The sequence below is a fragment of the Bacillus sp. KICET-1 genome (assembly GCF_027721405.1).
Taxonomy (GTDB): Bacteria; Bacillota; Bacilli; order Bacillales; family Bacillaceae; genus Bacillus; species Bacillus velezensis.
The window spans coordinates 404,763-430,975 of sequence record NZ_CP113515.1 but is presented as its reverse complement, the minus strand read 5'-3'; the positions used below and the strand labels follow the sequence as shown (position 1 = coordinate 430,975).

Sequence of the window (26,213 nt, the reverse complement as noted above, 5' to 3'; positions counted from 1 at the left end):
AAACAGCATAAAAGCCCCTTTACAACTGAACGGGACGGGAGTATGATCTCTTTTATAATCTATATCGCTTAATCTGTAATCAGAGCGGGGGAACCAATTTGCGGCGCGTAATGCCGCTTGGGGTGAATCCTTTTTCAGGTAGGGCCAACTCTCATCAGCCCGAATCCGACAGCTAACCTCGTAAGCGTTCATGAGAGGAGATGAATGAAACCTGTGCACGATTATGGCGCAGGGGCATCCGTTTGCCTCTGTGTCTTTTTGCTGTGCTGAAATATGGCATGCAATCGTTATTCGGAGACATCATAGCAGTAAGAGTTTGTAAATCAAACGGAAAATGAAAAAAAGGGGAAAACAACAAATGTACCATTCAATCAAAAGATTTTTGATTGGGAAACCGCTGAAATCACAGGCGGCCGGAGAGCAGAAACTCACGAAACTCAAGGCGCTCGCCATGCTTTCTTCAGACGCGCTGTCATCAGTTGCTTACGGAACGGAACAGATTCTGATCATTTTGGCTGCGGTAAGCGCGGCCGCGTTTTGGTATTCCATTCCGATCGCAGCCGGTGTTCTCATTTTGCTGCTTGCTTTGATTCTGTCCTACAATCAGATTATTTACGCTTATCCGCAAGGCGGGGGCGCTTATATGGTTTCAAAAGAAAACCTTGGTGAGAAGCCGGGTCTGATTGCGGGCGGCTCATTGCTTGTTGATTATATTCTGACGGTGGCGGTAAGCATTTCTGCCGGAACTGACGCCATTACATCGGCATTTCCGGCCCTGCACCCGTATCATTTGCTCATTGCTGTTTTGCTTGTAATTCTGATTATGATTTTAAATTTGAGAGGACTGTCAGAGTCGGCGTCCATTTTGGCGTATCCCGTCTATCTGTTTGTGGCGGCGCTTGTCCTTTTGATCGTCGTCGGACTGTTTAAGCTTATGACGGGCCAGGTTCATCCGGCCGAACACACGCCGATCGGCACACCCGTGGCGGGCATCACGCTGTTTTTGCTGCTGAAGGCCTTTTCATCCGGCTGTTCGGCACTGACCGGTGTGGAAGCCATTTCAAACGCGATCCCGGCCTTTAAAAATCCTCCGGCAAAAAACGCGGCCCGCACTTTGGCCATGATGGGGATTCTGCTGGCGATCTTATTTACGGGGATTACGGTGCTGGTGTACGGATACGGCACGGGACCGAAGCATGACGAAACCGTTATTTCGCAAATCGCCGCGGAAACTTTCGGACGGCATACGGTGTATTATTTCATTCAAGGCGTTACATCCTTGATTCTCGTGCTTGCGGCGAATACGGGCTTTTCCGCTTTTCCGCAGCTGGCGTTTAATTTAGCGCGCGATCAGTATATGCCGAGAATGTTTACGGTACGAGGCGACCGATTAGGATTTTCAAACGGAATTATCTTTCTCGGTATCGCGTCCATCTTGCTCATTCTTTTATTCGGCGGCCGCACGGAACATTTAATTCCGCTTTATGCCGTCGGCGTGTTCATTCCGTTTACGCTGTCGCAGACGGGAATGTGCATCAAGTGGATCAGGCAGAAGCCGAAGGGCTGGGCGGTAAAAATGCTGATCAACTCATGCGGGGCCGCCATTTCATTTATGGTGCTGTGTATTTTATTCGCGACGAAGTTCAATCTTGTCTGGCCGGTGCTGTTATTCATGCCTGCTGTCGTCATGCTGTTTTTCGTCATTAAAAATCACTACACCGCGGTCGGCGAACAGCTGCGGGTCGTTGATCAGCAGCCTGAGGAAATCAGGGGAACCGTCGTCATCGTGCCTGTCGCCGGTGTCACCACCGTCGTCCAAAAATCGATTCAGTATGCGAAATCATTATCGGATCAGGTCATTGCGGTTCATGTTTCCTTTGACAGAGAAAACGAAAAAAAGGTGGAAAAGCGCTGGGAAGAACTTCATAACGGCGTCCGCCTCGTCACCCTTCATTCCTCATACCGCAGTCTGGTTCACCCGTTTGATAAGTTTTTAGAAACGGTCGAACAAAAAGCGAAAAAAGAACAGTTCTCCGTGATGGTGCTGTTTCCGCAATTCATTACGAAAAAACGCTGGCAGACCATCCTTCACAACCAATCAGCCTTCTTGCTCCGAGTCCGGCTGTTTTGGAAGAAGGACATAATCGTCGCCACCCTGCCGTATCATTTTAAAAAGTAACGGCAAAGACCGCAGGCTGAAATGCCGCGGTCTTTTTTGTAAAGGAGGACGCCATGGCTCAAGGCGCTTTTGTCATCATTCAAAATGACGGGCGGGACATATTGCTCGTAAAACGAAAAGACATTCCCTTATGGGATTTGCCCGGGGGCAGGATCGCAGAAGGTGAAACACCTGAATCCGCAGCCGTAAGAGAGGCCTTCGAAGAAACCGGTTATAACGTGACCATCATAAAAAAAGCCGGTGAGTATGAAAGGCCGGCATTTGAAGATACACAACATGTCTTCATCGGAGCCATTACCGGAGGAACACCGCTGATGAACGGGCCGGAAACCGCCGCATTACGCTGGTTTTCCCCAAACCGGCTGCCGCTGTTCATGGTGCCGAACAGGAAACTCCAAATAAAAGACGGACTCAATGGGGCGGCAAATCGTAAGGCAGTCCTTAAAGACCGAAATCTGTTATCCATCCTTGATCTGCTGAGAAAAAAGCTGAGAGTATAGCCCGTGTTTCAACCCGTATGAAAAAGGGGATGAATACAGGTAAAAGGAGGATGCAGTATGCCAAGTAAAACAGCAGGACACGTAATGACGGAGCTGCTTGAACAATGGGGAGTCGGTCATATATACGGCATTCCCGGAGACAGCATTAATGAATTTATCGAAGAACTGAGACATGAACGAAATAACCTGACATTCATCCAAACCCGGCACGAAGAAGTCGCAGCCCTGGCCGCCGCGGCTGAGGCAAAACTGACCGGGCAGATCGGTGTCTGCCTTTCAATCGCAGGACCGGGGGCCGTTCATCTGCTGAACGGTTTATACGACGCCAAAGCGGACGGCGTTCCGGTGCTGGCGATTGCGGGACAGGTGGCTTCCGATGAAATCGGCCGTGACAGCTTTCAGGAAATCAAATTAGAGCAAATGTTTGAGGACGTGGCGGTATTCAACCAGCAAGTACATACGGCAGAAGCGCTGCCCGATCTTCTGAATCAGGCGATCCGCACGGCTTACAGCAAAAAAGGCGTTGCCGTTTTAACCGTTTCTGATGATTTATTCGCGCAAAAAATCAAACGGGAGCCGGTTTACACATCGCCGATATACCTCAAAGCTGATATAGAGCCGAAAAAAGAACATCTCGTGACATGCGCGCAATATATTAACAACGCAAAAAAACCGGTCATTCTCGCCGGCCAAGGGTTAAAATCAGCAAAAGAGGAGCTGCTCGCATTCGCCGATAAAGCGGCCGCTCCGATTGTCATTACCCTTCCGGCAAAAGGTGTCGTGCCTGACAGCCATCCCCACTTTCTCGGGAATCTCGGGCAAATCGGCACAAAGCCCGCCTACGAAGCAATGGAGGAATGCGATCTGCTGATCATGCTCGGCACATCGTTCCCATACAGGGATTATCTCCCGGATGATACGCCTGCCATTCAGCTTGATTCGGATCCGGCGAAAATCGGGAAGCGCTATCCCGTCAATGCGGGAATCGTCAGTGATGCGGCTCTGGGGCTGAAAGAGCTGACGGAATACATTGAATATAAAGAAGACAGAAGATTTTTGGACGCCTGCACCGAGCACATGAAGCATTGGTGGAAGGAAATCGAAAAGGATGAAACCGAAGCGACTCATCCGCTCAAGCCGCAGCAGGTCATTGCCCGGCTTCAGGATGCCGCCGCAGAGGACGCCGTCCTGTCGGTGGATGTCGGAACGGTTACGGTGTGGATGGCCCGCCATTTTAAGATGAAGAAGCAGGACTTTATCGTCTCAAGCTGGCTCGCCACGATGGGATGCGGGCTTCCGGGAGCGATTGCCGCAAGCCTTGCCGAACCTGAGCGGCAGTCCATCGCCATTTGCGGAGACGGCGGATTTTCAATGGTGATGCAGGATCTGCCGACGGCTGTTAAATACAAACTGCCGATTACGGTTGTCGTTTTAAACAACGAAAATTTAGGCATGATTGAATATGAACAGCGGGTCAAAGGCAACATTGACTACGTCACCCAGCTGCAAAATATGGATTACGCCGCTTTTGCAGAAAGCTGCGGGGCAAAAGGCATCAAAGTGACGAAACACGAGGAATTGGCTCCCGCTTTTCATGAAGCGCTCAACTCAAATGAGCCGGTCGTCATCGACGCCGTCATCGGCGACGAGCCGCCGCTTCCGGGAAAAATCACTTACGGCCAAGCGAAGGGCTTCAGCAAATACATGCTGAAAAACTTCTTTGAAAACCAAAAAATCGAAATGCCGTCTCTAAAGAAAAGCTTAAAACGGCTGTTTTAAGAAGCCGGCGCTTATAAAAAAATAAACAGGCAGCATGCCTGTTTATTTTTTTGTTGGGCGGCTTGCTTGCATATAGCCGTCCTAAACGAAAACGGAGATTGTGAAAAGCCACGGCTGGCGAGCGATGGCTGATCAAAAAACTCGTGAAGGACCAGTGCAATTCATCTCAAGAACAGCCAGAGAGCGGTCACAACAGCGATCATAAAGTAATCTCCATCATTCAGTGTAGTTCCATTTTTGACAAACACAAGTGCCGTACGGTTTGTCTTTGTCCCTTTCGGGGTTTTAAGCGCAATGTTCTTCCCTATATTGTAATAAACAATTTTAAACAAATAATATGCCAGCGAACAGAATAAAAAGAGCAACATGAACTTGCCAATAAACAATATCATGTTTCATTACTTCCTTTTGCAGTTTTTTCGTTTGAATATATGACGGAAAAGTCAGGATGTTATATAAAAGGAGAAGTATTTTACAGAGGCTGGTGTTATTCATTAATGAACGGTTCGCCGCAACATCCCCAGATCCGGAATCATTTCAAAACGAAAGAGAAGCCCGAGGATTATTAAAAAACAGTCCCTAATGTGTCCGCTTTTTTTTGGAAATTTGATCTAAGATGAACATAAAGAGGGTGAATAAGAAGGACACCGTAATCATATCTATCAGAAATATATTAGGAGTATCTTTTATTAATAGCAGCCATACCACCTGCAAAACTAAAGAAATAGAAAAATAAGATATATATGTCATGATCCTCATATTTGTTACCCCCTTAGCCTAATTTCTCTTTTGTGATCTTATCCAAATTAGTAAAAAGGATATCCAATCCCGAAAATAAGAAAGTGATGAACAATGAAAGAAGCACTTCTCCACCTTGAAATATAGATATGTTCTCAATGATATGATTGGAAACGTATTGAATTGAGAAGTAAACAGCAGCCCATGCAAAAATGAATTCAAGGATATAGGCTGACCAAGCAGGCAATGTCAAAACATGAGTCATTCCTTTTACAATTGCCGTAAGGATAAGCATATAAACTAAAGCTAAAATACTGACGACGACAGAAAATATGTATAAGTCTGAAAGTGAACCATATATGATATATTCTCCGAAAAAGTGATGTATTGTTACAGCTGCAAAACAAATAATCAGGCTGGGGACAGTCACAGCGAAGAACAGAGAGAATCCAATAAGTGCGATGAATGCTGCATGAGCTAAGCGGTTTGGCGGTGTATCCACGATCTCTTTTTTTAATAGAATCATAAAAATAAGAGATGAAATCACAAGGCAGCATAAGAAAGTGAGCAAAACAGTAAAAAAGACAGTCATGTGACATCTCCAATGAAAAAGTGCTATTAGAGTGAATCTAACAGCACTTTGCATTTACTTCATACGTATTTTCCTGACGATCATTTATGAATGATTTTAAAATGCTTTCATTGCTAAAGTTGTCAAATGAGCGAGGTTTTTAGCCTGACTGTCAGAAAGTCCGGACTTTTTAAGTGAAAGATAAAGATTCTTTTCCACGTCAGTCCAGCTTAAGGCGACATACTCGTTCAGCATTTTCTTTAAAACCGGTTCTATGTGTTGATTGAAAACGGATTCGAGTTCATTTCTTATTTTCTTTCCTGCTAATTTTTCAACAAGATTGAATAATTTTGTTTTATTTTTCAGCACTTCTCTGATTACATCTTTGACTGGTTTTGACACAGATGCATCGCTTTGTGCTTTAAGTCCGTAGGAAAATTGCGTATCAGTCTGATAAAAAAATGATTTGGTCGTTCCAGTGGCATTGGCAGTATTATTATGATTTTCTTTAGCTAAGGATGCGGGGACAAAAGTAGTAGTTACAAGGGCTAAAGATGCGGCAAACAGAATGCCTTTAGCTGCGTGTCTAATGGGAAATCCTCCTTTAGAAATGTAGTGTAGAGAGAAATGAAAGTCTATGTATTTAGGCGGGACCGATATGATCCGCTTTGAACATTTCCCCTCTCAGATACCATTCTATCAATAGGTATTTTTGGGGTAAATAGGATTTTCATACAGTATTTTTCTTATAATTCAAAATCTTCTTTAGCAGGATTCATTTTGGCTGCAGTTTCGATGATGGGACATGGGCTGAAGCCTATATAACACATGTACAGGCTGATTGAGGCGGAATCACATTATCGGAGCGGTTTATAATTCAGGGTTAATGAATAAAAATAAACAGGCGGCATGCCTGTTTATTTTCGTTTGCGTGAAAGAGCGAAGAAAAACGGGAAGGCGGAGCCGGCCAATAACGTACCGAATAAAAACATGCCCCCGATGAACACATGATAGTTCACCCCGCCGATCCAAAGCCCCGTGATTAAGGAAACGATGCTTAATGCGATCATCAAAAAGCCGGGAATCAGACGTTTCTTACCCGTTGTCCGATAAGCAAAAAGAGAACAGAAGATGCCGATGACAATCGGCACAATCCACAGATAAAAAAGGATAAATACTGACATAAGCAAAACTCCGATTTTTCTTCTATCATACCAAAAACGCCCGGAAAAAGATACGAACGGCACCCGGCGCCAAAAGAAAAACCGGCCGCTATGGCCGGTTTTTTTCTAACGGAAGGAATCGTAGATCACAAACAGATTAAGCGCGATCACCAAAACCGCAATCAGCCAGGCGAGAGCCGTCACCCATTTTCGGTTCGTCAGGGCGCCCATCAGGCGTTTGTTGCTTGTAAACATAATCAGCGGCACGAGCGCAAAGGCGATGCCGAATGAAAGAACGACCTGGCTCCATACGAGCGCTTCTGTGGCGTTGACCCCCGAGATAATGATGATCATCGGCGGAATGATGGTAATGAAACGCCGCAAATAAAGCGGGATACGGTAACGGATGAAGCCCTGCATGATAATATCGCCTGACAATGTGCCGACAGAAGAGCTTGAAAGCCCTGCGGCCAGCAGCCCGATCCCGAAGAGAATGGCTGAAGCCGGCCCGATATAGTGGCCGAATTGCTGATAAGCCACGTCTAAATCTTCTACATACAGCCCGTTCTTGAAGAAAAGCGCGGCAGCGACGATGAGCATGCTTGCGTTAATCGCCCCGGCGATCACCATCGCGATAAGTATGTCAATCGTCTCGAATCTAAAAATCTTTTTCCGCTCACTATCCGTTTTTCCGACGACACGGCGCTGTGTCAGTGCGGAATGTAAGTAAATGGCATGCGGCATCACGGTTGCGCCGAGTATCCCGGTTGCCAAGAGCACACTGTCCATTCCGTCAATTTTCGGGATAAACAGCCCTTCGAGAACGGAGGCAGCATCAGGTTTGGCAAAGAAGGTTTGCAGAGCGAAGGCGATCACCACGACAAACAGAAGTCCGGCGATGCCCGCTTCCAGCGCCCGGTAACCCCTGCGCTGCAGCTCTAAAATCGCGAATGATCCGATCGCCGCGATAATGGCCGCTTCAACCATCGGTATGCCGAACAGCAGGTTGAGCCCGAGCGCCGCCCCGATAAATTCTGCCAGATCAGTTGCCATAATCACCAGTTCACCCTGTATCCACAGCCCGGCGGATACCCATTTCGGATACCGGTCTCTGGCGATTTCCGGAAGGTTTTTACCCGTGGCAATGCCGAGCTTCGCGGAAAGAACTTGAATTAAAAAAGCCATCAAGTTTGAAAAGAGGATGACCCACAGCAGCATATACCCATATTTCGAACCAGCTGAGATATTCGTAGCGAAGTTTCCCGGATCAATGTAGGCAATCGCCGCGATAAAGGCGGGGCCTAAAAAAGGCAGAAGCCGCTTGAATCCCTTGCTTTTACCGTCAAGTGCATCCTGCACGGCTTTTGATTGCAGTGATTGTGCTGAGATGTCTTTGCTCATTATGTCTCACCTAAATTCCGATAGATTTTTAGCTAAATAACAAAAAGTTTCCTAGATGCAAATTATTTTATCTACATCATAAATCCGCTATTATGAGATGTCAAGTTCTTTATGTTCAATAAACCGGTACATTGATGCCCTGTTTTATCTATGATATGTATCCCGCCGAAGAAAGGTCCGAAAATGAAAACGGCATCGTTCCGGGAAAGAAGCGATGCCGTTCGCAAAGCGTGTTTCCGCGTCCGATCATGCGCGGATGCGCGGAGCGTTCTTTTAAAAAGGTGAAAAGAGGACACTTGCCCATATAACTTCACAACTTTCTGTCCGCCCAACTGATTTGAGAAAAAGACGCTGTATTTCCTCCGTTTTCCCGGGTAAATAGAATAATAATGTTTCTTTCCATTGGAAGATAAAACCTTTCTGTACCATTCAAATGAGCTCCGGAAAAACTCCGGCCGCTCTGAATAAACGTTTGAATCAACGATATATCAGTGATTCCAGTCCAATAAACCGCTGTTATCTATCAATTAAAGAATCGGCATGGCCACTTGCGAAGAAAAGAAGTTGGAGCATTAGACTTATTTCAGTCTCCCGGGCAAAAAAGTATAATAACGTCAGGAAAGCTTTCCAGCCATATGATAAAAGAGGGGGAATTTTCTTGGTACGTCGTTTGTCGATCATTTCTTTAGCCATGATTTTTGCTGTTTCTTTATTCGCTTTTGGCGGCTCTGCATCAGCAGCAGCTTTCAAACCTAAAGCTGAACCGGACGTTTCCATTTTAGCCAGCGGGGGTACAGTCGGTATTTACGGTGCTAATATGCGCTCATGCTCTAAGGTCAGCTGTTCAACGATCACAACATTCTCAAGCGGTAAAAAAATTACAGGTTCTTGGGTAACCGGAGAATATGTTCAAGGCCACTACACTAATTCTAATAAATGGCTGAAAGTCACGTATGCAGGAGCGACAGGCTACGTTTCAGTCACCACACTATCTTATTATTACGGTTTATAATCAGAAAAACCCCGTTCTCTTGAGAGCGGGGTTTTTCCTTTATTCCGATTCAATTTCCGCGTTTCGTTTCATCATCGTGTTTCATCAGCTGATCGATTTCTTCCTTAGAAGCGTTTTTTTTCCACTCTTTCGCCTGACTTGTCGCAATGGGAATGGCCCGTCCTTCTTCATAACCCTCATCTATCATCGCATTCGCGATTTCGATCGCTTTTTTCTTCACAGGTTCCTCGAGATTCTTCAATGATTGCGGATAATCCTTCATAGACCAAGGCATGTCTATCACTCCTTTATGAAAAGTGTTTCCCGCCTGAAGAAAAAGAAAACCGCCTCATCAAAAAGAATGACAGCTATTTTTATGAGAGACCAGCAATTTCCGAATAAAATATAAAGGATAAAGAAGCAAGTACAGATTGAATGCCCACCACATAAGATCAAAATCACCGATAAATACCCAAAAGGCAATCGCTTGCAGGCCTGAACAAAAGGTCAGCACAAGTGATATTAATGCGAAAGAGCGCCATAACGCATGTTTCCGTTTATAAAGAAACAAGCTGTACAGCCCGGTTATCGAAATGAAAATATCTAAGGGAAAGAATGACCAGTTCCAGGCCATTATCATGGCATTATCATAATCTTTAAACACCATGTTTTTTGGAATCCACTCAAAAAAAGTAACAATCCAATAAACGATAAATCCAATATCTGTAATGAAGAAGAGAACCTTTAATCCTTTCATCATCTGTTTCTGTCCGTATGAACGCTGATGCCGTTTGATGACGTTTCACTTTCAGAAATAAAGTTTAAGGAAACGACACCGATGATGATCAGAAGAACAGAGACGGCTTTTATGACAGAGAACTGTTCATGAAAGAAAAAAATTCCGATCATGGAAATCAGCACGATCCCCATTCCCGACCAGACCGCATATGCGATGGAGACACTTATATATTTCAAAGTCAAAGTAAGAAAACAAAGGCTGCCGATATAAAACAATAACAATAAAATACTTGGGACAAGTTTTGTAAATCCATTTGATAATTTCATGCTGACCGTACCCAATACTTCAAAAATAATCGCTAAACTTAAATAAATCCATTGCATACAGCATTCTCCTTCAATCGTATTATTCAAAATTATACAATATATAGAATTTGAAGAAAATTAAACAATGGAATGTTTTCCGGATAAAAAGTCCGGCCGGGTGTAAAAAGAAAACGCCATAAAGGTATACTATGTAGAAAGAAATCAGAAAGGACGTGCAGGACGGGTGACAGAAGAGCGGACAGACCTGGAAAGACAACTGAGAGACATTCAAAAATGGGAAAAGGCGCAGCAGAGGGCGATGTTCTGGCAAACATTCACCCGCTTGCCGTTTCAGCTTTTGGACAAGCTGACACCGCAATTTATTAAGAGGAAAATCGGACTCATACTCGATGAAACGGGAACGTTTATTCAGTCAGGCGGACAGTACCTTACATCAGAAAAGCGCATCATGAAAAAGTTTCAAAAACGGCTGCCGCACGGTACATGTCAAACGCTTCACGACATCCGCAATGCGCCGCTTGCCGTTATGGACGAAATCGCAGAAGCCATAGCGCGTACAAGCGTAAAGGCCGCGACGGTGCAGGGAGCCGCAACGGGAGTCGGCGGCGTGTTTACGCTTGCGGCAGACATTCCGGCGATGCTCGGCCTGTCCTTAAAGACGCTGCAAGACATCGCGGTTTCTTACGGCTTTGATCCGAAAGACAAAAAAGAACGCGTGTTTATCGTCAAATTGCTTCAGCTTGCATCCAGTGACGTCATCGGAAAAAAAGCGATCCTGCAAGATTTACGGCAATATGATCAAAACGACCGCGCCTATCAGCGCGTCGCCTCGCAAATCCAAGGCTGGCGGGAAGTCGTTTACAGCTACCGCGATACGTTCGCCGCGAAAAAACTGCTGCAAATGGTTCCGGCCGCAGGCATCATCTTCGGCGCGTCCGCCAACCGTTCAGCTTTAGAAAGCATCGCGGAAACAGGCATCATGCTTTATAAAAAACGCCGGATTCTAAAACGCATGAAGGATACAGAATAATAAAAAACCACCCGAAAACACATTCAATGTGTTTTCTTTGTTTAGCAGTTCTGAAATCGGGAAACCAACAACCAACACCAATTAAAGGAGGAATTCAAAAATGGCACAAGATAATAACAAAATGAGCAGAGAAGAAGCAGGTAAAAAAGGCGGAGAAGCGACAAGCAATAACCATGACAAAGAATTCTATCAGGAAATTGGTCAAAAAGGAGGAGAAGCCACAAGCAAAAATCACGACAAAGAATTCTATCAGGAAATCGGTGAAAAAGGCGGAGAAGCCACAAGCAAAAATCACGACAAAGAATTCTATCAGGAAATCGGTGAAAAAGGCGGAGAAGCCACTAGCAATAACCATGACAAGGAATTCTATCAAGAAATCGGCCAAAAAGGCGGAGAAGCCACAAGCAAAAATCATGACAAAGATTTTTATAAAGAAATCGGCCAAAAAGGCGGAAACAGACGAAGCAGCTAATAAAAGCATAAAGGCAGACAACCTGCAGATCAAAAGTGATCCGGCGCATCAGCTGGATCGCTTTTTATTTTGGGGAAATCTTGATCTGAGCCGCCGTTGCGATACAATTAAATGAAAAAGGGGTTTTTCACTCGTGTCTGACATGCTGAATTTGCTCGCTATCGCCAATAAAGTCAAAGAAAAACACGACAATTTTTCAATCGCGGAGATCAATGACCACTGTGTGCGCCTCGCAGTGTTTACGGGAGAATATGACTGGCACCATCACCCTGACTCAGATGAATGGTTCATCGTTCTGGAAGGGGAGCTGCTGATTGATTTTAAGGACAAAGAAACCGCAGTGCTCAAAGCAAATGACAGCCTGCTCATCCCGAAAGGCAAGATTCACCGCACCCGCTCTTACGTCAGAACCGTGAATCTCTGTGTTGAGCATACGCATGCGAAAACAGTCATCACAGAGGGACTGCCATGCTGATCAAAAAGATTGTATGTGAAACAGACGCCGCAAACGCTGAAGCATTTGCGCAAGCACAGTCAAGGTGGGGAGCATTATCATGTGTAAATGGCTTCGTCAAACAGGCCGGCGGCTGGCGGAAAAACGCAGACGGCCTGTTCATCGCAGAGATCATCAGCGTTTGGGAGAACAGACAAGCCTATGATGATTTTATGGAGAACGAACATGACCGCATATACGAAGAAAACGAGCAGAAGGCTGCGATTCTTTCAATAGAAGTGATGCTGTACGAAGAGGATGAACCTGTCATTTATAAGCTGTTACATCATCCGGACATCCGATACGAACCGGACTGGACGGTTCTGAAGGCATAATGAAAGCCCAAAACAGTTTGTTTTGGGCTTGTGTCTTTACTCGCGTCCGGGAAGCGTGTTATGGACATACGGCGGGACGGGATCCAGCTTAGCTATTTCGCCGTGCGCTTTCGGTTCCTTTTCGTATTCGAATGGTTCTCCGTCCGGCGCTGTTTCCTTCAGCCAATTTTGTTCAGCGCTTTCTGCTCCATCTGAGAAATGAATAAGCTTATGGGAGAATGACTGTTTTTCCAGCGCCTTCGGGAAGGTGGAAGGAACGATCGGACCTTCCTGTTCTTCTAATTCTTTAATGGCCGCAAGCCATTGGTTTTGATGCATGGTATCGCGGGCCAATAAAAAGCTGAGCATATCTTTCACGCCTTTATCATCGGTCATTTCATACAGGCGTGCGACTTGAAGCCTTCCTTGTGATTCGGCGTTCAGATTGGCGCGGAAGTCTGCCAGAAGGTTTCCGCTTGCGACGATATAGCCTGCGCTCCACGGAACGCCCGTGCTGCTCTCCGGCATTGCGCCGAGTCCTGAGACAATTGCATGATGCGGATTCATCCCGCCTAAAATGGACCCGATGACCGGATCATCAGCCGCTTTTTCCTGCTCTGCCAGCGGGGCGTCTTCTAACAGTCTCGCAATCATCGTCGCGATCATTTCGACATGGCCGATTTCTTCCGTCGCGGTATCCATCAGAAGATCCTTATATTTTTCATTGCCCCGTGTATTCCATCCTTGGAACAAATATTGCATGGCGACGGATATTTCCCCGTATTGTCCCCCTAAAATTTCCTGCATCTTTTTTGCGAACAGCGGATCAGGACGATCCGGTTTAGCCGGATGCTGCAGTTTTTTCGTATGTGTAAACATGTCTCCATCTCCTTTTTTGATCTGTCCCTATTTACTTCCCCGGCGGGAAAAGGGATGAAACGGAGATGGGCGTATTGGTCCTGCTAAGGCTCGCGGCGCAAGGATAACAAATCCTGCACAAGCCCGCGGCCGATCACCTGTTCATATTGTCCGTAAATCGGGTCGAGGCGTTTCATCCATGTGTTCTTTTCCGCTTTGCTCAGCACATGAATATGAATGGATGAATTCTTCTTTATCTCTTCAAGCTGGTCTTTATTCATTTTCTCAGCGGAGGCTTCGTTCCATTCCGTCGTTTCTCTCATCGCCTCCGTTAAGATGGTTTTCGTTTTTTCTGTCTGCGAATTCCAGAAATGCTCGTCGGTCATCACGGCATAACCGAGGTACCCGTGATTGCTGATTGTCAAATAATCTTGAACATTATAAAATTTTTTAGAATAGATATTTGAAATCGTATTTTCTTCTCCGTCTACGAGATTGCTTTCCAAGAGCTGAAACGTGGAATTAAAGGAATCCTGCCGCGGGTGCGCGCCGAGCAGACGGTACTGGTCTTCGATCACGCTGCTCGGCATGATCCTGAGCGCCTGTCCTTTCAAATCGTCCGGAGTGAAGATCGGCCCTTTATTTGACGTGAGCTGCTTAAACCCGTTCGTCCAGTACGCCAGTCCTTTCAAATGATGCTTTTCTAATGAAGCGAACAGGCGTGTGCCGATTTTGCCGTTGAGGCCTTCTTGCACGGCTTTATAGTTTGTAAACGCGTACGGCAGATCCAAAACACCCCATTCGGGAGACAGTGATCCGAGCTTTGAGGTGGAGGGAGCGATGAATTGCACGTCCCCGTTTTGGAGGGCGTTTATTTCTTCATTATCTGAATAGAGGCTCCCGTTTGGAAACACCTCTACTTTAATGGTGCCGCCGGACTTTTGATAGACAAGGTCCGCAAACTTATTCGCCGCCCGCCCTTTAGGCGTGTTCTCAGCAACGACATGGCTGAATTTGAAAACGATTTGATCTTTCAGGCCTTCCTGTTCGTCATCATAATACGGTTCTTCCGTTGAGAAACGATCATGAAAGCCGATGAATAAAGCGGTTCCGATACCGAGTACCATCAGGCTGAGACAAGTCAGCAAGCTTTTCATCGAAAACCCCCTCCGCCATTTTCTATAACAAGCATAATCGGGCGGGCCGTTTTCGTAAAGAGACGGAAAGGAAGAGGCCAATGACGAAAAAAAAGCTCACCATCCGCTGGAAAATCACCATACTTTCGTATATCGTCGTGCTTTTTACCTTTTTGATCGTCGGCATCGTGCTGATCGGCAATATTCAGCATACAGAGGAGCGCGAGCTGAAAAAACGGCTGATGAATACCGCGCGGACGGTATCTGAGATGACCGATGTCAAACGCGCCCTAGAGCAGAAAAAACAAAGGGAAGACGTGCGCCATGCGGTCGAAGAAATAAGGATCATCAATGAAGCGGACTACATCGTCGTTATGGATATGGATCATATTCGCTATTCACATCCCGTCAGCACAATGATCGGAAAGCGTTCAAGGGGTGAGGACGAAGCCGCGGCGTTCGCCGAGCACATTTATTTTTCCGAAGCAAAGGGAGAGATCGGCACCGCCGTCCGCGCTTTTTATCCCATCAAAGACCGGGATTTGAATCAGATCGGCGTCGTTCTGGCCGGTAAAACGCTGCCCGGATTCGGTGAAATTCTTCTTCAGCTGAAACATGAAATACTGTTTATCGTTCTGCTGGCGCTCGGGTTCGGACTGGCCGGCTCCTTTTTGCTGGCCCGCCACATCAAAAAACAAATGTTTTGGCTGGAGCCCCATGAGATCGTGAGAATGTATGAGGAACGGACCGCTACGTTTCATTCGATGAATGAGGGCGTCATCGCGATCGATAATCAGCATCACATCACCATTTTTAATGAAAAAGCGAAGCAGATATTCAATGTCAGACAAGAGACCGATGGCAGGCTGATCTGGGACGTGTTAAAAGATTCGCGGCTCCCTGAGATCGTCGAGCGGAACCGAGCCGTATATAATGAAGAAATCCAAGTCAGCGGAAAGGTGATCATGAGCAGCAGAATTCCGATCGTCATGAAAAAGAAGGTCATCGGAGCCGTCGCCATTTTTCAGGACAGGACGGAAGCGGCGAAAATGGCGGAAGAACTGACAGGCGTGAAAAATTTTGTCGATGCGCTCAGAGTCCAAAATCATGAACATATGAACAAGCTTCACACCATCGCGGGACTCATTCAGCTCGGAAAATCAGAAAAAGCGCTCCAGCTTGCTTTTAAGGAATCATCAGAACAAGAAAGCGTCACCGATTTTCTTCATCAGGCCATTCAGAATGACGCTGCGTCGGGGCTGCTGTTAAGCAAAATCAAAAGAGGAAAAGAGCTTGGCATTTCTGTGAAAATTGATGAAAACAGCAGTTTCTCGGCATTTCCGGAGCATGTCGACCAGCATGACATTGTCGTCCTGCTCGGCAATTTAATTGAAAATGCGTTCGGCGCATTCGAAACAGCGGACACGGAGGACAAACATATTGACATCAGTATCGAGCAAAATGATGAAGTGCTTGCTATATTAATAGAAGACAACGGAAGCGGGATTTCCGATCAGCACATCCCGCGCCTTTATGACAAAGGGTTTACCGTCAATAAAACGGGAGGAACGGGATACGGCTTGTACCTCGTCAAACAAATCGTCGACAAAGGGATGGGCGTTATTGAAGTCGACACACGGCAGGGACAGGGAACGGCATTTTCTATTTTATTTCCGATGAAGGGGGAGGAATCATTCGATGGACATCAAGGTGCTGCTTATTGAAGATGATCCGATGGTGCAGGAGGTGAATAAAGAATTTATCACCGGTGTTTCGGGGTTCAGCGTCATCGCCACAGCCGCTGACGGAGACGAGGGAATCAGGCTTATTAAAGATCTGCGGCCCGGGCTCGTGGTATTAGACGTATATATGCCGAAAAAAGACGGAATTAAAACGCTCCAGGAAATCAGAAAACAAAAGTTCGAAGTGGACGTCATCATCGTCTCGGCCGCAAAAGACAAAGAAACAATCCAGCTTATGCTGCAAAACGGTGCGGCCGACTATATTTTGAAGCCGTTTAAGCTGGAGCGGATGAGACAAGCGCTCGAAAACTATAAACAATATAAACGGAAAATTGAAGAGCATGACACCATGTCGCAAGAGCAGCTTGACATGCTGCTTAAAATTCCGCAAAATCCGTCCCGGGATCTGCCGAAGGGGTTAAATCATTTTACGATGAATGAAATTTTGACCTATATGAAACAGCAGACGGAGCCGCTTTCAGCTGAAGAAGCCGCCAAAGCGCTCGGAATCGCCAGAGTGACGGCGCGGCGTTATCTTGATTTTCTTGAGAAGGACGGCCAGATTAAGCTCGACATTCAATACGGGGGAGTGGGCCGGCCGGTTAACCGCTACAAATTCGTCCGCTAGCCGAGACCAAAAAGACCAAAATGTCCGTTATGATCATAAGCTTCCCCTCTTTGTTTGAAAACGCTATCATTTTCATATAGACGCAGCGAGAGGCAAGGGGGAGTAGGGATGAAAATTTTCAAAAATCTTACGGTGCAGGTCATCACGGCGGTTATCATCGGCGTCATTGTCGGACTCGTATGGCCTGAGGCCGGGAAGCAGATGAAGCCGCTCGGCGATACATTTATCAATGCGGTAAAAATGATTATCGCACCGATCATATTCCTGACGATCGTGCTTGGCATCGCCAAGATGGGAGACATGAAAAAAGTCGGCAAAGTCGGGGGAAAAGCATTTATTTATTTTGAAGTCGTGACCACCATCGCCCTTATTATCGGACTTCTGGTCGTCAATATCATGAAACCCGGTGAGGGGCTTGATTACAGCAAGCTTGAAAAAGGGGATGTCTCCCAGTACACGCAAAACGGGGGACAGGGGATTGACTGGATTGAATTTATCACTCACATCGTTCCGTCAAATATGGTTGACGCTTTCGCAAAAGGCGACATTCTTCAGGTCTTATTCTTTTCTGTTTTATTCGGTGTCGGCTTGGCGGCGCTCGGTGAAAGAGGCAAAAGCATTATTGATTTCTTTGATAAACTGTCGCATGTTTTTTTCAAAATCATCGGCTACATCATGCGCGCGGCGCCGATCGGCGCATTCGGGGCCATGGCCTATACGATCGGGCACTTCGGCCTTGATTCCATCAAGCCGCTGGCGAGTCTGATGCTGTCTGTATACGTTACGATGTTCCTGTTTGTATTTGTCGCTTTGAATATCATTTGCAAACTATTCGGTTTCAGCTTGTGGAACTATCTCCGTTTTATTAAAGATGAACTGCTCATCGTTCTCGGCACAAGCTCTTCTGAGTCCGTCCTTCCGCGGATGATGGATAAAATGGAGCGCTACGGCTGTTCCAAATCGGTTGTCGGCCTTGTCATTCCGACGGGATATTCTTTTAACCTGGACGGCACCTCGATTTATCTGTCCATGGCGACGGTTTTTCTGGCGCAGGTGTTCGGCGTTGACCTTACCATCGGCCAGCAGGTTACGATCATTCTCGTGCTGATGCTGACATCAAAAGGCGCGGCGGGCGTAACCGGAAGCGGATTTATCGTGCTCGCCTCCACTTTATCGGCGCTTCAGGTTATTCCGCTGGAGGGGCTGGCGCTGCTCCTCGGCGTCGACCGCTTTATGAGTGAAGGAAGGGCGATCGTCAACCTGATCGGAAACGGAATCGCCACCATCATCGTAGCCAAGAGTGAAAATGAGTTTGACGAAGTGAAAAGCACACAGGCCGTAAAAGAAATGAAAACGGCGGTATAAAAGGAAAGGAACGGCATGCATCGGGCATGCCGTTCTTTTTTTCGGCCGCCATGAGTAAAAAAGATAAATTTGTTCAAATTTATTAGGAGGTGGACAAAGACCTTAGCGTCATTTTGTTATATAATTTACAATTAGAGAGTGAAAGATGAAATCTAAGGGCTTTTTGTCCTAGCAGGAGTGTATAAATGGCGGCTATTTTTAAATTTTTTCAGCATCCGGGTGTCAGACGTTTTTCGGTTTTTCTTGTTTTGACTGGGGTGTTAGTTGTATTCCGAAGTATGATTAATTTGATTTTGCTTACGTTTATTTTTACTTTTCTGATGGATCGGCTGGAGACTGTCATCCGGCACGTGTTGAACCATTTTTTCCGGATCAGCCAGAGGGTGGTCATCACCATTTTATATATTGCGCTGGCTGTCGGGGCGACTGTCGGAGGCTTTGTCTTTTACCCGATTGTTGCCAAGCAGATTGAACAGCTGATTAAGCAGATCAAGCACATCGCGTATCATCCCGATGTCATTCCGTTTTATGATGAGATATCGAGCGTGTTCGGCGATATCAATATCGGTTCCTATGTAAAAGAAGGTTTTAATGTACTGTATACATACTTGGCCGATATCAGCACTTTCGGTTTGCAGGTCGTGATGTCACTGATTCTCAGCATGTTTTTCCTGTTCGAGAAAAAGCGGCTCATGGAGTTTATGAAAAAATTTCAGCACAGCAAGCTGTCTGTTTTTTACTACGAACTTGCTTTTTTCGGCAGCAAATTTGCGAGAACATTCGGCAAAGTGCTTGAAGCCCAATTTATTATCGCGCTGGTGAACTGTATCCTCACCTTGATCGCATTGGCGATTCTGCATTTTCCGCAGCTGTTCGGCCTGTCAATCATGGTCTTTTTCCTCGGGCTCATTCCCGTGGCGGGTGTGGTGATTTCGCTCATTCCGCTCAGCATCATCGCGTATACGACGGGCGGCGCTGCGTATGTCATCTACATCGTGCTGGTCATTTTCGTCATCCATGCGATTGAGACGTACTTCCTTAATCCGAAACTGATGTCAGCGAAAACGGAACTGCCGATCTTTTTTACCTTTACGGTTCTGATTTTCTCGGAACATTTCTTCGGCATTTGGGGCTTGATTATCGGAATTCCGATTTTTGTGTTCCTGCTTGATATTCTGGATGTCGTCAATAATGAAGAGAAGGAAAAAAACGGACCGGTCCCGGATAAGACATAACGTCGGCTCCGGCTCTTCACGAATATATGACTAATGTTATAATGCAGACAGTGCCTAAGTACGGGCACTGTTTATTTTTTGTGAAAAAGGAGGAAGGCTGTATGACTGAGCCGATTTTACATATTGAAGGCCTTGACAAAACAATAGGCAAAAAGCACATTTTAAAAAACATCAGCATGGATGTCAGGCAGGGCGAGATCATCGGTTTGCTCGGTCCGAACGGGTCGGGAAAAACCACACTTATCCGAATCATCGTCGGTCTTTTAAAGAAAAACAGCGGCACGATTACAATTAACGGCTTTCAGCACGATGCTGATTTCGAAAAAGCGCTTGAATCCGTCGGAGCGATCGTGGAAAATCCTGAATTCTACCCGTACCTGACGGGGTGGGAAAATCTGAAGCACTTTGCCAACATGCACAAAAACATCAAAGAGGACAGGCTTCAGGAAGTCATCGAGCGGGTCGGGCTCACAAATGCCGTTCATGACAAAGTTAAAACGTATTCCCTTGGTATGCGTCAGCGTCTCGGGATTGCACAGGCCATTCTTCACCGTCCGAATCTGCTCATTTTAGATGAACCGACAAACGGGCTTGATCCCGGCGGAATGAAGGATTTCCGCGATCACTTAAAGGAACTCGCGGAGCTTGAAGGGACGAGCATCCTTTTTGCGACGCATTTATTGCGTGAAGTGGAGGACCTTTGCGACCGTGTCATCATCATTCAAAAAGGTGAGATCAAAACAGAGGTTGTTCTGCGCGGCGCTGAGGAAAAAGAAGAAAAAGCCGTCCTCGACATTCAGCCGGCTGACGAAGCATTTGAATGGCTGTCCCAACAGCAATTTGCTCCGGAGAAAAACGGCGGGGGCATTACCGTCACCGTAGCGAAGAAGGACATCCCGGCATTAAACCGTGCGCTCGTCGGACAAGACTTCCTCGTGTATTCCATCATGCCGTATGCGGAATCGCTGGAGGATGAATTCATGAAAGTGACGACGGCGCTTCAAGAGGAGGGGGAGACGAATGTTTAAATTGACAGCGAATGAGCATATGAAACTCTTTAACCGAAAAGTCTCATTGGTGGCGCTGATTCTGATGGCCGTTCTCCAATTTATTATGGCGCTTGTCATTAAACGGCTTGTCATCAGTTCCGGAACGGATGAGAATTTCATCGGCTATATGGCGTACGCGCCCGGGCTGAATATTCTGCTTGAGGCGTTAACAATCGTGATCGCGGCAACGATCATTTCCGCTGAATTTGATAAGAAAACGATCAAATTTTTGTTAATCCGCCCGGTAAAGCGGGAGCGGATTTTTGTATCTAAACTCATTACCGTATTTTTGGTCAGCTTGTACCTGTATGCGGCGTACTATATTCTGTCTCTGCTGTTCGGCATGGCTTTCTTCGGCGTGTCGGTGACATCTGAATCAGGGACGCTTCTGATGAACACCCTGAAAGTAATCGGCACGAACTGGGTCGAGGCGTTTGCGATGGCATGCTTTGGCTTGTTGTGTTCTTCTGTATTCCGAAACAGCGCAACGGCCGTCATTTTGTCATTTATCGTGCTGTACGGCGCAAAATCACTCGTGACGATTATGTCGCTCTTCCAAAACAAATGGGGAAGTTTTCTGCTGTTCGCAAATACTGACCTGACGCAATATATGAGCGGGGCGAAGCCGCTGTTTGCGGGAATGACGCCGTTATTTTCCGCAGGCATTATCATTATCCATATCGTATTCTTCTTAGCCGTCGCTTGGTGGAGCTTTTGCAAACGAGATGTTCGGGTATAAAGTAAAGGAATGACATTTTTGTGAAAAAGATCACGATAAATCAATAATTTATGCTATTTTGATTTATAATAAAGGTAATGACGGAGGTGCTCACTTGAGAAATTTTATTACCGCATTACCGATTGTGTTATTGCTTGGTTTTTCCTTTGTGTCATTCATGTTTCAATTCGAACATCTTGTTTATTTCAGGCTTGCGCTGGGTTTGTTTTCTACAGTGGGGCTGTTTCTCTTATATAAAATGAAGACGGGATTCCGTTATTTCATCATCTACCTGTATGCAAGCTGGATCGTGCTTGCGGCGGTTACCGCGTTTGAAGAGCCGATTTTTTCAAGCTTTTTCTTTGGCGGGCTTGTGATGACGATGGGTTATCTCACATATATGCTGATTTATCTCGGGCTCAAGCAGGACCGCGGCCCGGAAGCAGTCTGAACGCGCTATTCCATGGAATAGCGTGTTTTTTTTGTACAGCCTCACAGTTGCGAAACGAGACTTGAATCTCTATAATACTTATTAACTTTATCGGAATTATAATGGGGGGATTCCAGTGTCTTTATGGATACAGAATGAACGGCAGCGGGAATGGATGGAAAAAATCGGCCTGCTTGCAGACGAATTTCAAAAAACAGCCGCGCTTGATGATGAGGCGGGCCGTTTTCCTGCGGAGAAAATTCAAAGACTGCGCGACGCGGGATATACGGCGTTAACGGTACCTGAGGCATTCGGCGGTGCAGGCATTTCCGTTTATGATATGGTGCTGTTTCAGGAACGGCTGGCACGGGGAGACGCGGCCGTTGCTCTCGGAATCGGCTGGCATTTATCCGTCATGGGTGAGCTCGGAGAAGGAAACAGCTGGGATGAAGGTGTCTTTTCATTTATCACAGAAGAGGTGAAAAAGGGAGCCGTCCTGAACAGGGCAGCGACGGAACGGCAGACCGGCAGTCCGACGAGGGGAGGAAGACCCGGCACCTCCGCTGTCAAAAAAGACGGAAAATGGGTGCTGAACGGCCGAAAAACCTTTACAACCCTTTCACTGACTTTGGATTATATGCTTGTGACGGCATGGATTGAAGAAAAACAAACGACCGGTGTTTTTCTCATTCATAAAGATCAGGCAGGCGTTTCAGTCGAAGAAACATGGGATATGATTGCCATGAAGGCGACCGGAAGCCATGATCTCCTTTTAGATCATGTCACGGTCAGTGATGAGCGGCTTGTGGAGCTTATCAGCGGGCCGAGAGCGGCGAAAGTGAATGGCTGGCTGCTTCACATTCCCGCTGCTTATCTGGGTATCGCTCAAGCGGCAAGGGACTATGCCGTCCGGTTTGCATCCGAATATTCGCCGAACAGCCTGAACGGACCGATTAAAGACGTGCCGGCCGTTGGGCAGCGTGTCGGGGAAATGGAGCTCGAATTGTTAAAAGCGAGACAGTTTCTCTTCACGGCGGCGCAAATGTATGATGACCCGAAACGCCGCCCTTTCATCAAAAGCGAGCTCGGCGCCGCAAAACATATTGTGACAAATGCCGTCCTTTCTGTTGTTGATAAAGCAATGAGAATCACCGGCGCAAAAAGCCTGGAGCGAAATAATCCGCTTCAGCGGTATTACCGGGATGCCCGGGCCGGCCTTCACAATCCGCCGATGGACGATGCGGTCATCGGCAAATTAGCGGCGGAAGCCTTTGAGCAATAAAAAAAGAGCCTGAAAAAGGCTCTTTTTATGTATGGCTGTTGTGCCGGAGCAGTTTTTGATGCTTGCGGTCAATTCTGTCATAGATCACATTCATCAGCTTTTGATTATTCATAATGGCCGCCTTGTTTTCTTTTATCAGCTGTTCGTATGTTTTTATTTTACGTTTCGCCATGAGCCCGCACCTTCCTTACATATTTGTATTCGCTTTCTAATTCTCCGAGCGATAATTGATATAAATGCCGTTCCGACTTTTTGTATATTCCGTTATTGATCAGCAAATGGATCAGATGTTTTTTTCGTCCTTCAACTGATGATCTGAGCTGAGGAGAAGACCTCATGATTACCCTCCTAATCAAATGATATTGAGAATCATTATCAGTTAATGAAAGTATACAATGGGCATATTCATATGTAAAGGAAAAATACCGCCAATTTTTCGACAAAAAGTTTCCCGGGGAATAATGCTGTCGAATTGATTGTGTTTCTGTCAGATCAAAGCTGCTATTTTTCCGCTTTTCCATCCATACTATGAATGAGAATGGAGGAGTCCTTACATGAATGATCAAACGGCAAACTTAAAACGGGGCGAAAAAGGCGCGATTCTTAATATCGCCGCGTACCTCATCCTTGCCGCCGTCAAACTGGTGATCGGTCTTATTTATCATTCCGAAGCGCTCAGAGCGGACGGGTTAAATAATGCCACGGATATTGTCGCATCACTGGCTGTGCTGATCGGGCTCCGGATTTCCCAGCGACCTGCGGACAGTGATCATGCCTACGGACATTATCGGGCTGAAACAATTTCTTCATTAATTGCGTCTTTTATTATGATGGCGGTCGGTATTGAAGTGCTGATCGGAGGAGCAAAGGCGATTGTCAGCGGAACGGAGGCCGAGCCGAGCTTCATTGCGGCATGGACGGCGCTCGGAAGCGGGATTGTAATGTACGGCATGTATGTATATAACAGCCGTCTTGCGGATCGGGTTAAAAGTTCTGCGCTTCATGCGGCGGCGAAAGACAGCCGTTCTGACGCCTATGTCAGTATTGGGGCGTTTATAGGCGTCTTAACGGCCCGGCTTCATCTGCCGTGGATTGATCCGGTCATTGCTTTTCTGATCGGAATCATCATCTGTAAGACGGCATGGGACATCTTCAAAGATGCATCCCACTCATTGACGGACGGATTTGATCTGAAAGATTTGGAGCCGTATAAACACACAGTGAAAGAAATAAAAGAGGTCAGCAGGCTGAAGGATGTGAAAGCAAGGTATTTGGGGAGCACGGTTCATGTGGAAATGGTCATTACGGTAGATCCGGGACTGTCTGTGAAAGAAGGCCACGAAGTAGCCGATGAGGTCGAATATGCAATAAAACATGAACATGATGTGACTCATGTCCATGTTCATGTAGAGCCTGAAGTCATAAACAAAGATCGTGAAACGAATTAAATATGCTGTGATAAAAATTCTGTGACTTCTTCGGGCGTTTTCGCGTTTGCGCTGTGAAGATGCGCTTTCTTTTCGCCGTTTTTAAAGATCAGAAGGCTCGGTATGCCCATTACCTGATATTTGTCGGCAAGCTCAGGGAGCTCGTCTCTGTTCAGCTCATACCAATCATTTTGATTATATTCTTCCAAAATATCGCCGATGAACATATTCATGCGCGTGCAGTCAGGGCACCAGTCAGCGAAAAATTTCACGATGATTTCCTTGTCGGATTGAATAAGTTCATTAAATTGTTCTGTTGTACTGATTTTTTTCATATGACACATCTCCTTTTCCATGCCATTTTAATATAAAATAAAAAGGAATTACATACAAATGCTTTCATATTCAGAATGCCCAAAAATAATTAGATCATTTTCTGAGGAAAGTGATAAGATAGTAAAGATGAATTGTTGTGGGGGGAATATCCATTGAAAACAAGTCTAGGATTGGTGTACGGCGGAAAGTCAGCCGAACACAATGTATCGCTGCAGACAGCATTAGCTGTAACAAAAGCGCTTAATACTGAGAAGTTTGATATACATCCGATTTACATCACTGAAAAAGGAGAATGGCAAAGAGGCCCGCTGCTGACTGAGCCGGTTTCCAACGTGAAAATGCTTCAGCTGGAACAAAACGGTGAAAGTTTCGCTCTATCAGCATTGAACCGGGAAATGTTTCCTGAAGCGTCGCCTGACGAAAAGGCGCCGATCGATGTCGTATTTCCGCTTCTCCACGGACCGAACGGTGAAGACGGCACCATTCAGGGTCTGCTGGAATTGCTGAACGTTCCTTATGTCGGCAACGGGGTGCTTGCATCATCAGCCGGCATGGATAAAGTCATCATGAAGCATTTGTTCGCTCAAGCGGGGCTTCCGCAGGCGAAGTACGCCGCTTTCTTAAAAAAGGACTGGAAACAGACGTCGGACAGCTGCTTACAGCAGGTTGAAGAGGAGCTGGGATATCCGTGCTTCGTCAAACCGGCGAACCTCGGATCAAGCGTCGGAATCAGCAAATGCAGAAACCGTGAAGAGCTTGAAAAAGCCTTCGAACTGGCTTTTGAGTATGACCGGAAAATTGTGGTGGAAGAAGGAATCGCCGGCAGAGAAATCGAAATCGGCGTACTCGGAAATGACGAACCGAAATGCTCCGCCGTCGGTGAAATCGCGCCGAAAACCGACTTTTACGATTACAAGGCGAAATATGAAGACGGCGACACGGATTTAATGATTCCCGCGCAAGTGACGGATGAACAATATGCGGAAATCAGCGAGATGGCGATTAAAGCCTTCAAAGCGATTGACGGATCAGGCCTTGTCCGCGCCGATTTCTTCCTGACCAATGACGGTCAAGTGCTCATTAACGAAGTGAACACAATGCCGGGCTTTACGCCATTCAGCATGTTCCCGCTGCTTTGGAAAGAAGCAGGCGTAGATTACAGTGATCTGATCGAACAGCTGGTTGAGCTGGCAAAAGAACGCCATGCCGAAAAACAGCTGATTAAACATACATTTTAATGAAGACGGACACTGCCTGAAGGGGCAGTGTCTTTTCCCGTAACAGACAACATTTTCAGAAAGCGAGGTGCCA

General features: G+C 46.3%; 30 protein-coding genes, 1 pseudogene and 1 riboswitch. Of the genes and pseudogenes, 18 read left to right on the top strand and 13 right to left on the bottom strand.

Annotation, left to right across the window (positions count from 1 at the left end; genetic code table 11):
* Positions 1–55: 55 nt before the first annotated feature.
* Positions 56–202: riboswitch (cyclic di-AMP (ydaO/yuaA leader) on the top strand.
* A 156-nt stretch (positions 203–358) separates the two neighbouring features.
* From OVA33_RS02260 to OVA33_RS02250, 3 genes are read left to right on the top strand one after another with little or no spacing between them, the layout of a single operon-like run.
* Positions 359–2,179 carry an APC family permease gene (locus tag OVA33_RS02260; protein ID WP_128974178.1) on the top strand — a complete coding sequence of 607 codons (1,821 nt, stop codon included), beginning with the start codon at positions 359–361 and terminating at the stop codon, positions 2,177–2,179.
* Positions 2,180–2,232: 53 nt separating this feature from the next.
* Entirely contained in the window at positions 2,233–2,679 is a 447-nt protein-coding gene (locus OVA33_RS02255; protein ID WP_017419242.1) for an NUDIX hydrolase, read from the top strand.
* A gap of 57 nt (positions 2,680–2,736) precedes the next feature.
* Complete coding sequence (locus OVA33_RS02250) at positions 2,737–4,458, top strand: pyruvate oxidase (protein WP_014304370.1); 1,722 nt, start codon at positions 2,737–2,739, stop codon at positions 4,456–4,458.
* Between the two features lie 161 nt (positions 4,459–4,619).
* Here OVA33_RS02250 and OVA33_RS02245 read toward each other — a convergent pair whose 3' ends face one another.
* From OVA33_RS02245 to OVA33_RS02225, 5 genes are all read right to left on the bottom strand, one after another.
* Positions 4,620–4,850, bottom strand: a complete 231-nt coding sequence (locus tag OVA33_RS02245; RefSeq protein ID WP_022552619.1) for a hypothetical protein — start codon at positions 4,848–4,850, stop codon at positions 4,620–4,622.
* Positions 4,851–5,230: 380 nt separating this feature from the next.
* Positions 5,231–5,788, bottom strand: coding sequence for a hypothetical protein (locus OVA33_RS02240; protein WP_017419238.1), 558 nt, complete (start codon positions 5,786–5,788; stop codon positions 5,231–5,233).
* A gap of 96 nt (positions 5,789–5,884) precedes the next feature.
* Positions 5,885–6,169 (bottom strand): hypothetical protein, encoded by a 285-nt coding sequence (locus OVA33_RS02235; protein WP_014720743.1) that lies wholly within the window; start codon positions 6,167–6,169, stop codon positions 5,885–5,887.
* Between the two features lie 515 nt (positions 6,170–6,684).
* Positions 6,685–6,951: a hypothetical protein gene (locus tag OVA33_RS02230; protein ID WP_014416946.1), complete on the bottom strand. Its 267-nt coding sequence runs from the start codon at positions 6,949–6,951 to the stop codon at positions 6,685–6,687.
* 105 nt (positions 6,952–7,056) lie between these two features.
* Positions 7,057–8,334 carry an Nramp family divalent metal transporter gene (locus tag OVA33_RS02225; RefSeq protein ID WP_088056325.1) on the bottom strand — a complete coding sequence of 426 codons (1,278 nt, stop codon included), beginning with the start codon at positions 8,332–8,334 and terminating at the stop codon, positions 7,057–7,059.
* Positions 8,335–8,989: 655 nt separating this feature from the next.
* Between OVA33_RS02225 and OVA33_RS02220 the strand changes: the two genes are divergently transcribed.
* Positions 8,990–9,343, top strand: a complete 354-nt coding sequence (locus OVA33_RS02220) for a hypothetical protein (RefSeq protein ID WP_007410203.1) — start codon at positions 8,990–8,992, stop codon at positions 9,341–9,343.
* A 58-nt stretch (positions 9,344–9,401) separates the two neighbouring features.
* Here the strand turns inward: OVA33_RS02220 and OVA33_RS02215 are convergent.
* The 3 genes and pseudogenes from OVA33_RS02215 to OVA33_RS02205 form a co-directional block, all read right to left on the bottom strand.
* A pseudogene (locus tag OVA33_RS02215) lies at positions 9,402–9,617 on the bottom strand (DUF2188 domain-containing protein); the annotation flags it as partial.
* 57 nt (positions 9,618–9,674) lie between these two features.
* Entirely contained in the window at positions 9,675–10,082 is a 408-nt protein-coding gene (locus OVA33_RS02210; RefSeq protein ID WP_063636974.1) for a DUF5360 family protein, read from the bottom strand.
* On the bottom strand, positions 10,079–10,444 hold the full coding sequence (locus OVA33_RS02205) for a DMT family transporter (protein WP_017419236.1): 366 nt from the start codon (positions 10,442–10,444) through the stop codon (positions 10,079–10,081). Before OVA33_RS02205 ends, OVA33_RS02210 begins: the two co-directional genes overlap by 4 nt.
* A 166-nt stretch (positions 10,445–10,610) precedes the next feature.
* Between OVA33_RS02205 and OVA33_RS02200 the strand changes: the two genes are divergently transcribed.
* The 4 genes from OVA33_RS02200 to OVA33_RS02185 all read left to right on the top strand — a co-directional run bounded on the left by OVA33_RS02200 (position 10,611) and on the right by OVA33_RS02185 (position 12,717).
* Positions 10,611–11,417: an EcsC family protein gene (locus OVA33_RS02200; RefSeq protein WP_063636973.1), complete on the top strand. Its 807-nt coding sequence runs from the start codon at positions 10,611–10,613 to the stop codon at positions 11,415–11,417.
* Between the two features lie 100 nt (positions 11,418–11,517).
* The gene (gene gsiB, locus OVA33_RS02195; protein ID WP_012116853.1) at positions 11,518–11,889 is read left to right on the top strand and encodes a glucose starvation-inducible protein GsiB; all 372 of its coding nucleotides are present in this window, start codon (positions 11,518–11,520) and stop codon (positions 11,887–11,889) included.
* A 133-nt stretch (positions 11,890–12,022) separates the two neighbouring features.
* Positions 12,023–12,364 (top strand): cupin domain-containing protein, encoded by a 342-nt coding sequence (locus OVA33_RS02190; protein ID WP_063636972.1) that lies wholly within the window; start codon positions 12,023–12,025, stop codon positions 12,362–12,364.
* Entirely contained in the window at positions 12,358–12,717 is a 360-nt protein-coding gene (locus OVA33_RS02185) for a DUF4937 domain-containing protein (RefSeq protein ID WP_021495086.1), read from the top strand. Before OVA33_RS02190 ends, OVA33_RS02185 begins: the two co-directional genes overlap by 7 nt.
* A gap of 36 nt (positions 12,718–12,753) precedes the next feature.
* Here the strand turns inward: OVA33_RS02185 and OVA33_RS02180 are convergent, their stop codons facing one another.
* Together OVA33_RS02180 and OVA33_RS02175 are read right to left on the bottom strand one after the other, a co-directional pair.
* Positions 12,754–13,575: a manganese catalase gene (locus tag OVA33_RS02180; RefSeq protein WP_014416954.1), complete on the bottom strand. Its 822-nt coding sequence runs from the start codon at positions 13,573–13,575 to the stop codon at positions 12,754–12,756.
* A gap of 83 nt (positions 13,576–13,658) precedes the next feature.
* On the bottom strand, positions 13,659–14,711 hold the full coding sequence (locus OVA33_RS02175) for a TRAP transporter substrate-binding protein (RefSeq protein WP_017419232.1): 1,053 nt from the start codon (positions 14,709–14,711) through the stop codon (positions 13,659–13,661).
* Between the two features lie 80 nt (positions 14,712–14,791).
* Between OVA33_RS02175 and OVA33_RS02170 the strand changes: the two genes are divergently transcribed.
* The 8 genes from OVA33_RS02170 to OVA33_RS02135 all read left to right on the top strand — a co-directional run bounded on the left by OVA33_RS02170 (position 14,792) and on the right by OVA33_RS02135 (position 23,139).
* Positions 14,792–16,414 carry a two-component system sensor histidine kinase DctS gene (locus OVA33_RS02170; protein WP_063636971.1) on the top strand — a complete coding sequence of 541 codons (1,623 nt, stop codon included), beginning with the start codon at positions 14,792–14,794 and terminating at the stop codon, positions 16,412–16,414.
* Positions 16,389–17,060, top strand: coding sequence for a response regulator (locus OVA33_RS02165; protein ID WP_063636970.1), 672 nt, complete (start codon positions 16,389–16,391; stop codon positions 17,058–17,060). Before OVA33_RS02170 ends, OVA33_RS02165 begins: the two co-directional genes overlap by 26 nt.
* Before the next feature lie 108 nt (positions 17,061–17,168).
* Positions 17,169–18,425 carry a C4-dicarboxylate transporter DctP gene (gene dctP, locus OVA33_RS02160; protein WP_007410214.1) on the top strand — a complete coding sequence of 419 codons (1,257 nt, stop codon included), beginning with the start codon at positions 17,169–17,171 and terminating at the stop codon, positions 18,423–18,425.
* Between the two features lie 185 nt (positions 18,426–18,610).
* Entirely contained in the window at positions 18,611–19,660 is a 1,050-nt protein-coding gene (locus tag OVA33_RS02155) for an AI-2E family transporter (protein ID WP_128974179.1), read from the top strand.
* Positions 19,661–19,761: 101 nt separating this feature from the next.
* Positions 19,762–20,688 carry an ABC transporter ATP-binding protein gene (locus OVA33_RS02150; protein WP_012116860.1) on the top strand — a complete coding sequence of 309 codons (927 nt, stop codon included), beginning with the start codon at positions 19,762–19,764 and terminating at the stop codon, positions 20,686–20,688.
* Entirely contained in the window at positions 20,681–21,448 is a 768-nt protein-coding gene (locus OVA33_RS02145; protein ID WP_007410217.1) for an ABC transporter permease, read from the top strand. The genes OVA33_RS02150 and OVA33_RS02145 overlap by 8 nt, the downstream gene beginning before the upstream one ends.
* Positions 21,449–21,542: 94 nt before the next feature.
* Complete coding sequence (locus tag OVA33_RS02140) at positions 21,543–21,878, top strand: hypothetical protein (protein WP_003156210.1); 336 nt, start codon at positions 21,543–21,545, stop codon at positions 21,876–21,878.
* Positions 21,879–21,993: 115 nt separating this feature from the next.
* Positions 21,994–23,139 (top strand): acyl-CoA dehydrogenase family protein, encoded by a 1,146-nt coding sequence (locus OVA33_RS02135; protein WP_071181548.1) that lies wholly within the window; start codon positions 21,994–21,996, stop codon positions 23,137–23,139.
* Positions 23,140–23,164: 25 nt separating this feature from the next.
* Here OVA33_RS02135 and fbpB read toward each other — a convergent pair whose 3' ends face one another.
* Positions 23,165–23,311 (bottom strand): Fur-regulated basic protein FbpB, encoded by a 147-nt coding sequence (gene fbpB / locus OVA33_RS02130; RefSeq protein WP_003156206.1) that lies wholly within the window; start codon positions 23,309–23,311, stop codon positions 23,165–23,167.
* Positions 23,298–23,477 carry a Fur-regulated basic protein FbpA gene (locus tag OVA33_RS02125; RefSeq protein WP_025649970.1) on the bottom strand — a complete coding sequence of 60 codons (180 nt, stop codon included), beginning with the start codon at positions 23,475–23,477 and terminating at the stop codon, positions 23,298–23,300. Before OVA33_RS02125 ends, fbpB begins: the two co-directional genes overlap by 14 nt.
* Positions 23,478–23,693: 216 nt before the next feature.
* Between OVA33_RS02125 and OVA33_RS02120 the strand changes: the two genes are divergently transcribed.
* On the top strand, positions 23,694–24,587 hold the full coding sequence (locus OVA33_RS02120) for a cation diffusion facilitator family transporter (protein ID WP_017419229.1): 894 nt from the start codon (positions 23,694–23,696) through the stop codon (positions 24,585–24,587).
* Here the strand turns inward: OVA33_RS02120 and OVA33_RS02115 are convergent.
* Positions 24,584–24,901, bottom strand: coding sequence for a thioredoxin family protein (locus tag OVA33_RS02115; protein ID WP_003156200.1), 318 nt, complete (start codon positions 24,899–24,901; stop codon positions 24,584–24,586). The two genes, OVA33_RS02120 and OVA33_RS02115, sit on opposite strands and share 4 nt — an antisense overlap.
* A gap of 153 nt (positions 24,902–25,054) precedes the next feature.
* On the opposite strand from OVA33_RS02115, the gene OVA33_RS02110 reads away from it, so the two are divergent.
* Complete coding sequence (locus tag OVA33_RS02110) at positions 25,055–26,140, top strand: D-alanine--D-alanine ligase (RefSeq protein WP_017419228.1); 1,086 nt, start codon at positions 25,055–25,057, stop codon at positions 26,138–26,140.
* Positions 26,141–26,213 lie beyond the last annotated feature (73 nt).

Coding starts and splice junctions, on each gene's coding strand:
- OVA33_RS02260 (WP_128974178.1), top strand. CDS start 359: ATGTACCATTCAATCAAAAGATTTTTGATTGGGAAACCGCTGAAATCA.
- OVA33_RS02255 (WP_017419242.1), top strand. CDS start 2,233: ATGGCTCAAGGCGCTTTTGTCATCATTCAAAATGACGGGCGGGACATA.
- OVA33_RS02250 (WP_014304370.1), top strand. CDS start 2,737: ATGCCAAGTAAAACAGCAGGACACGTAATGACGGAGCTGCTTGAACAA.
- OVA33_RS02245 (WP_022552619.1), bottom strand. CDS start 4,850: ATGATATTGTTTATTGGCAAGTTCATGTTGCTCTTTTTATTCTGTTCG.
- OVA33_RS02240 (WP_017419238.1), bottom strand. CDS start 5,788: ATGACTGTCTTTTTTACTGTTTTGCTCACTTTCTTATGCTGCCTTGTG.
- OVA33_RS02230 (WP_014416946.1), bottom strand. CDS start 6,951: ATGTCAGTATTTATCCTTTTTTATCTGTGGATTGTGCCGATTGTCATC.
- OVA33_RS02210 (WP_063636974.1), bottom strand. CDS start 10,082: ATGATGAAAGGATTAAAGGTTCTCTTCTTCATTACAGATATTGGATTT.
- OVA33_RS02205 (WP_017419236.1), bottom strand. CDS start 10,444: ATGCAATGGATTTATTTAAGTTTAGCGATTATTTTTGAAGTATTGGGT.
- gsiB (WP_012116853.1), top strand. CDS start 11,518: ATGGCACAAGATAATAACAAAATGAGCAGAGAAGAAGCAGGTAAAAAA.
- OVA33_RS02185 (WP_021495086.1), top strand. CDS start 12,358: ATGCTGATCAAAAAGATTGTATGTGAAACAGACGCCGCAAACGCTGAA.
- OVA33_RS02180 (WP_014416954.1), bottom strand. CDS start 13,575: ATGTTTACACATACGAAAAAACTGCAGCATCCGGCTAAACCGGATCGT.
- OVA33_RS02175 (WP_017419232.1), bottom strand. CDS start 14,711: ATGAAAAGCTTGCTGACTTGTCTCAGCCTGATGGTACTCGGTATCGGA.
- OVA33_RS02170 (WP_063636971.1), top strand. CDS start 14,792: ATGACGAAAAAAAAGCTCACCATCCGCTGGAAAATCACCATACTTTCG.
- OVA33_RS02165 (WP_063636970.1), top strand. CDS start 16,389: ATGGACATCAAGGTGCTGCTTATTGAAGATGATCCGATGGTGCAGGAG.
- dctP (WP_007410214.1), top strand. CDS start 17,169: ATGAAAATTTTCAAAAATCTTACGGTGCAGGTCATCACGGCGGTTATC.
- OVA33_RS02155 (WP_128974179.1), top strand. CDS start 18,611: ATGGCGGCTATTTTTAAATTTTTTCAGCATCCGGGTGTCAGACGTTTT.
- OVA33_RS02150 (WP_012116860.1), top strand. CDS start 19,762: ATGACTGAGCCGATTTTACATATTGAAGGCCTTGACAAAACAATAGGC.
- OVA33_RS02145 (WP_007410217.1), top strand. CDS start 20,681: ATGTTTAAATTGACAGCGAATGAGCATATGAAACTCTTTAACCGAAAA.
- fbpB (WP_003156206.1), bottom strand. CDS start 23,311: ATGGCGAAACGTAAAATAAAAACATACGAACAGCTGATAAAAGAAAAC.
- OVA33_RS02125 (WP_025649970.1), bottom strand. CDS start 23,477: ATGAGGTCTTCTCCTCAGCTCAGATCATCAGTTGAAGGACGAAAAAAA.
- OVA33_RS02120 (WP_017419229.1), top strand. CDS start 23,694: ATGAATGATCAAACGGCAAACTTAAAACGGGGCGAAAAAGGCGCGATT.
- OVA33_RS02115 (WP_003156200.1), bottom strand. CDS start 24,901: ATGAAAAAAATCAGTACAACAGAACAATTTAATGAACTTATTCAATCC.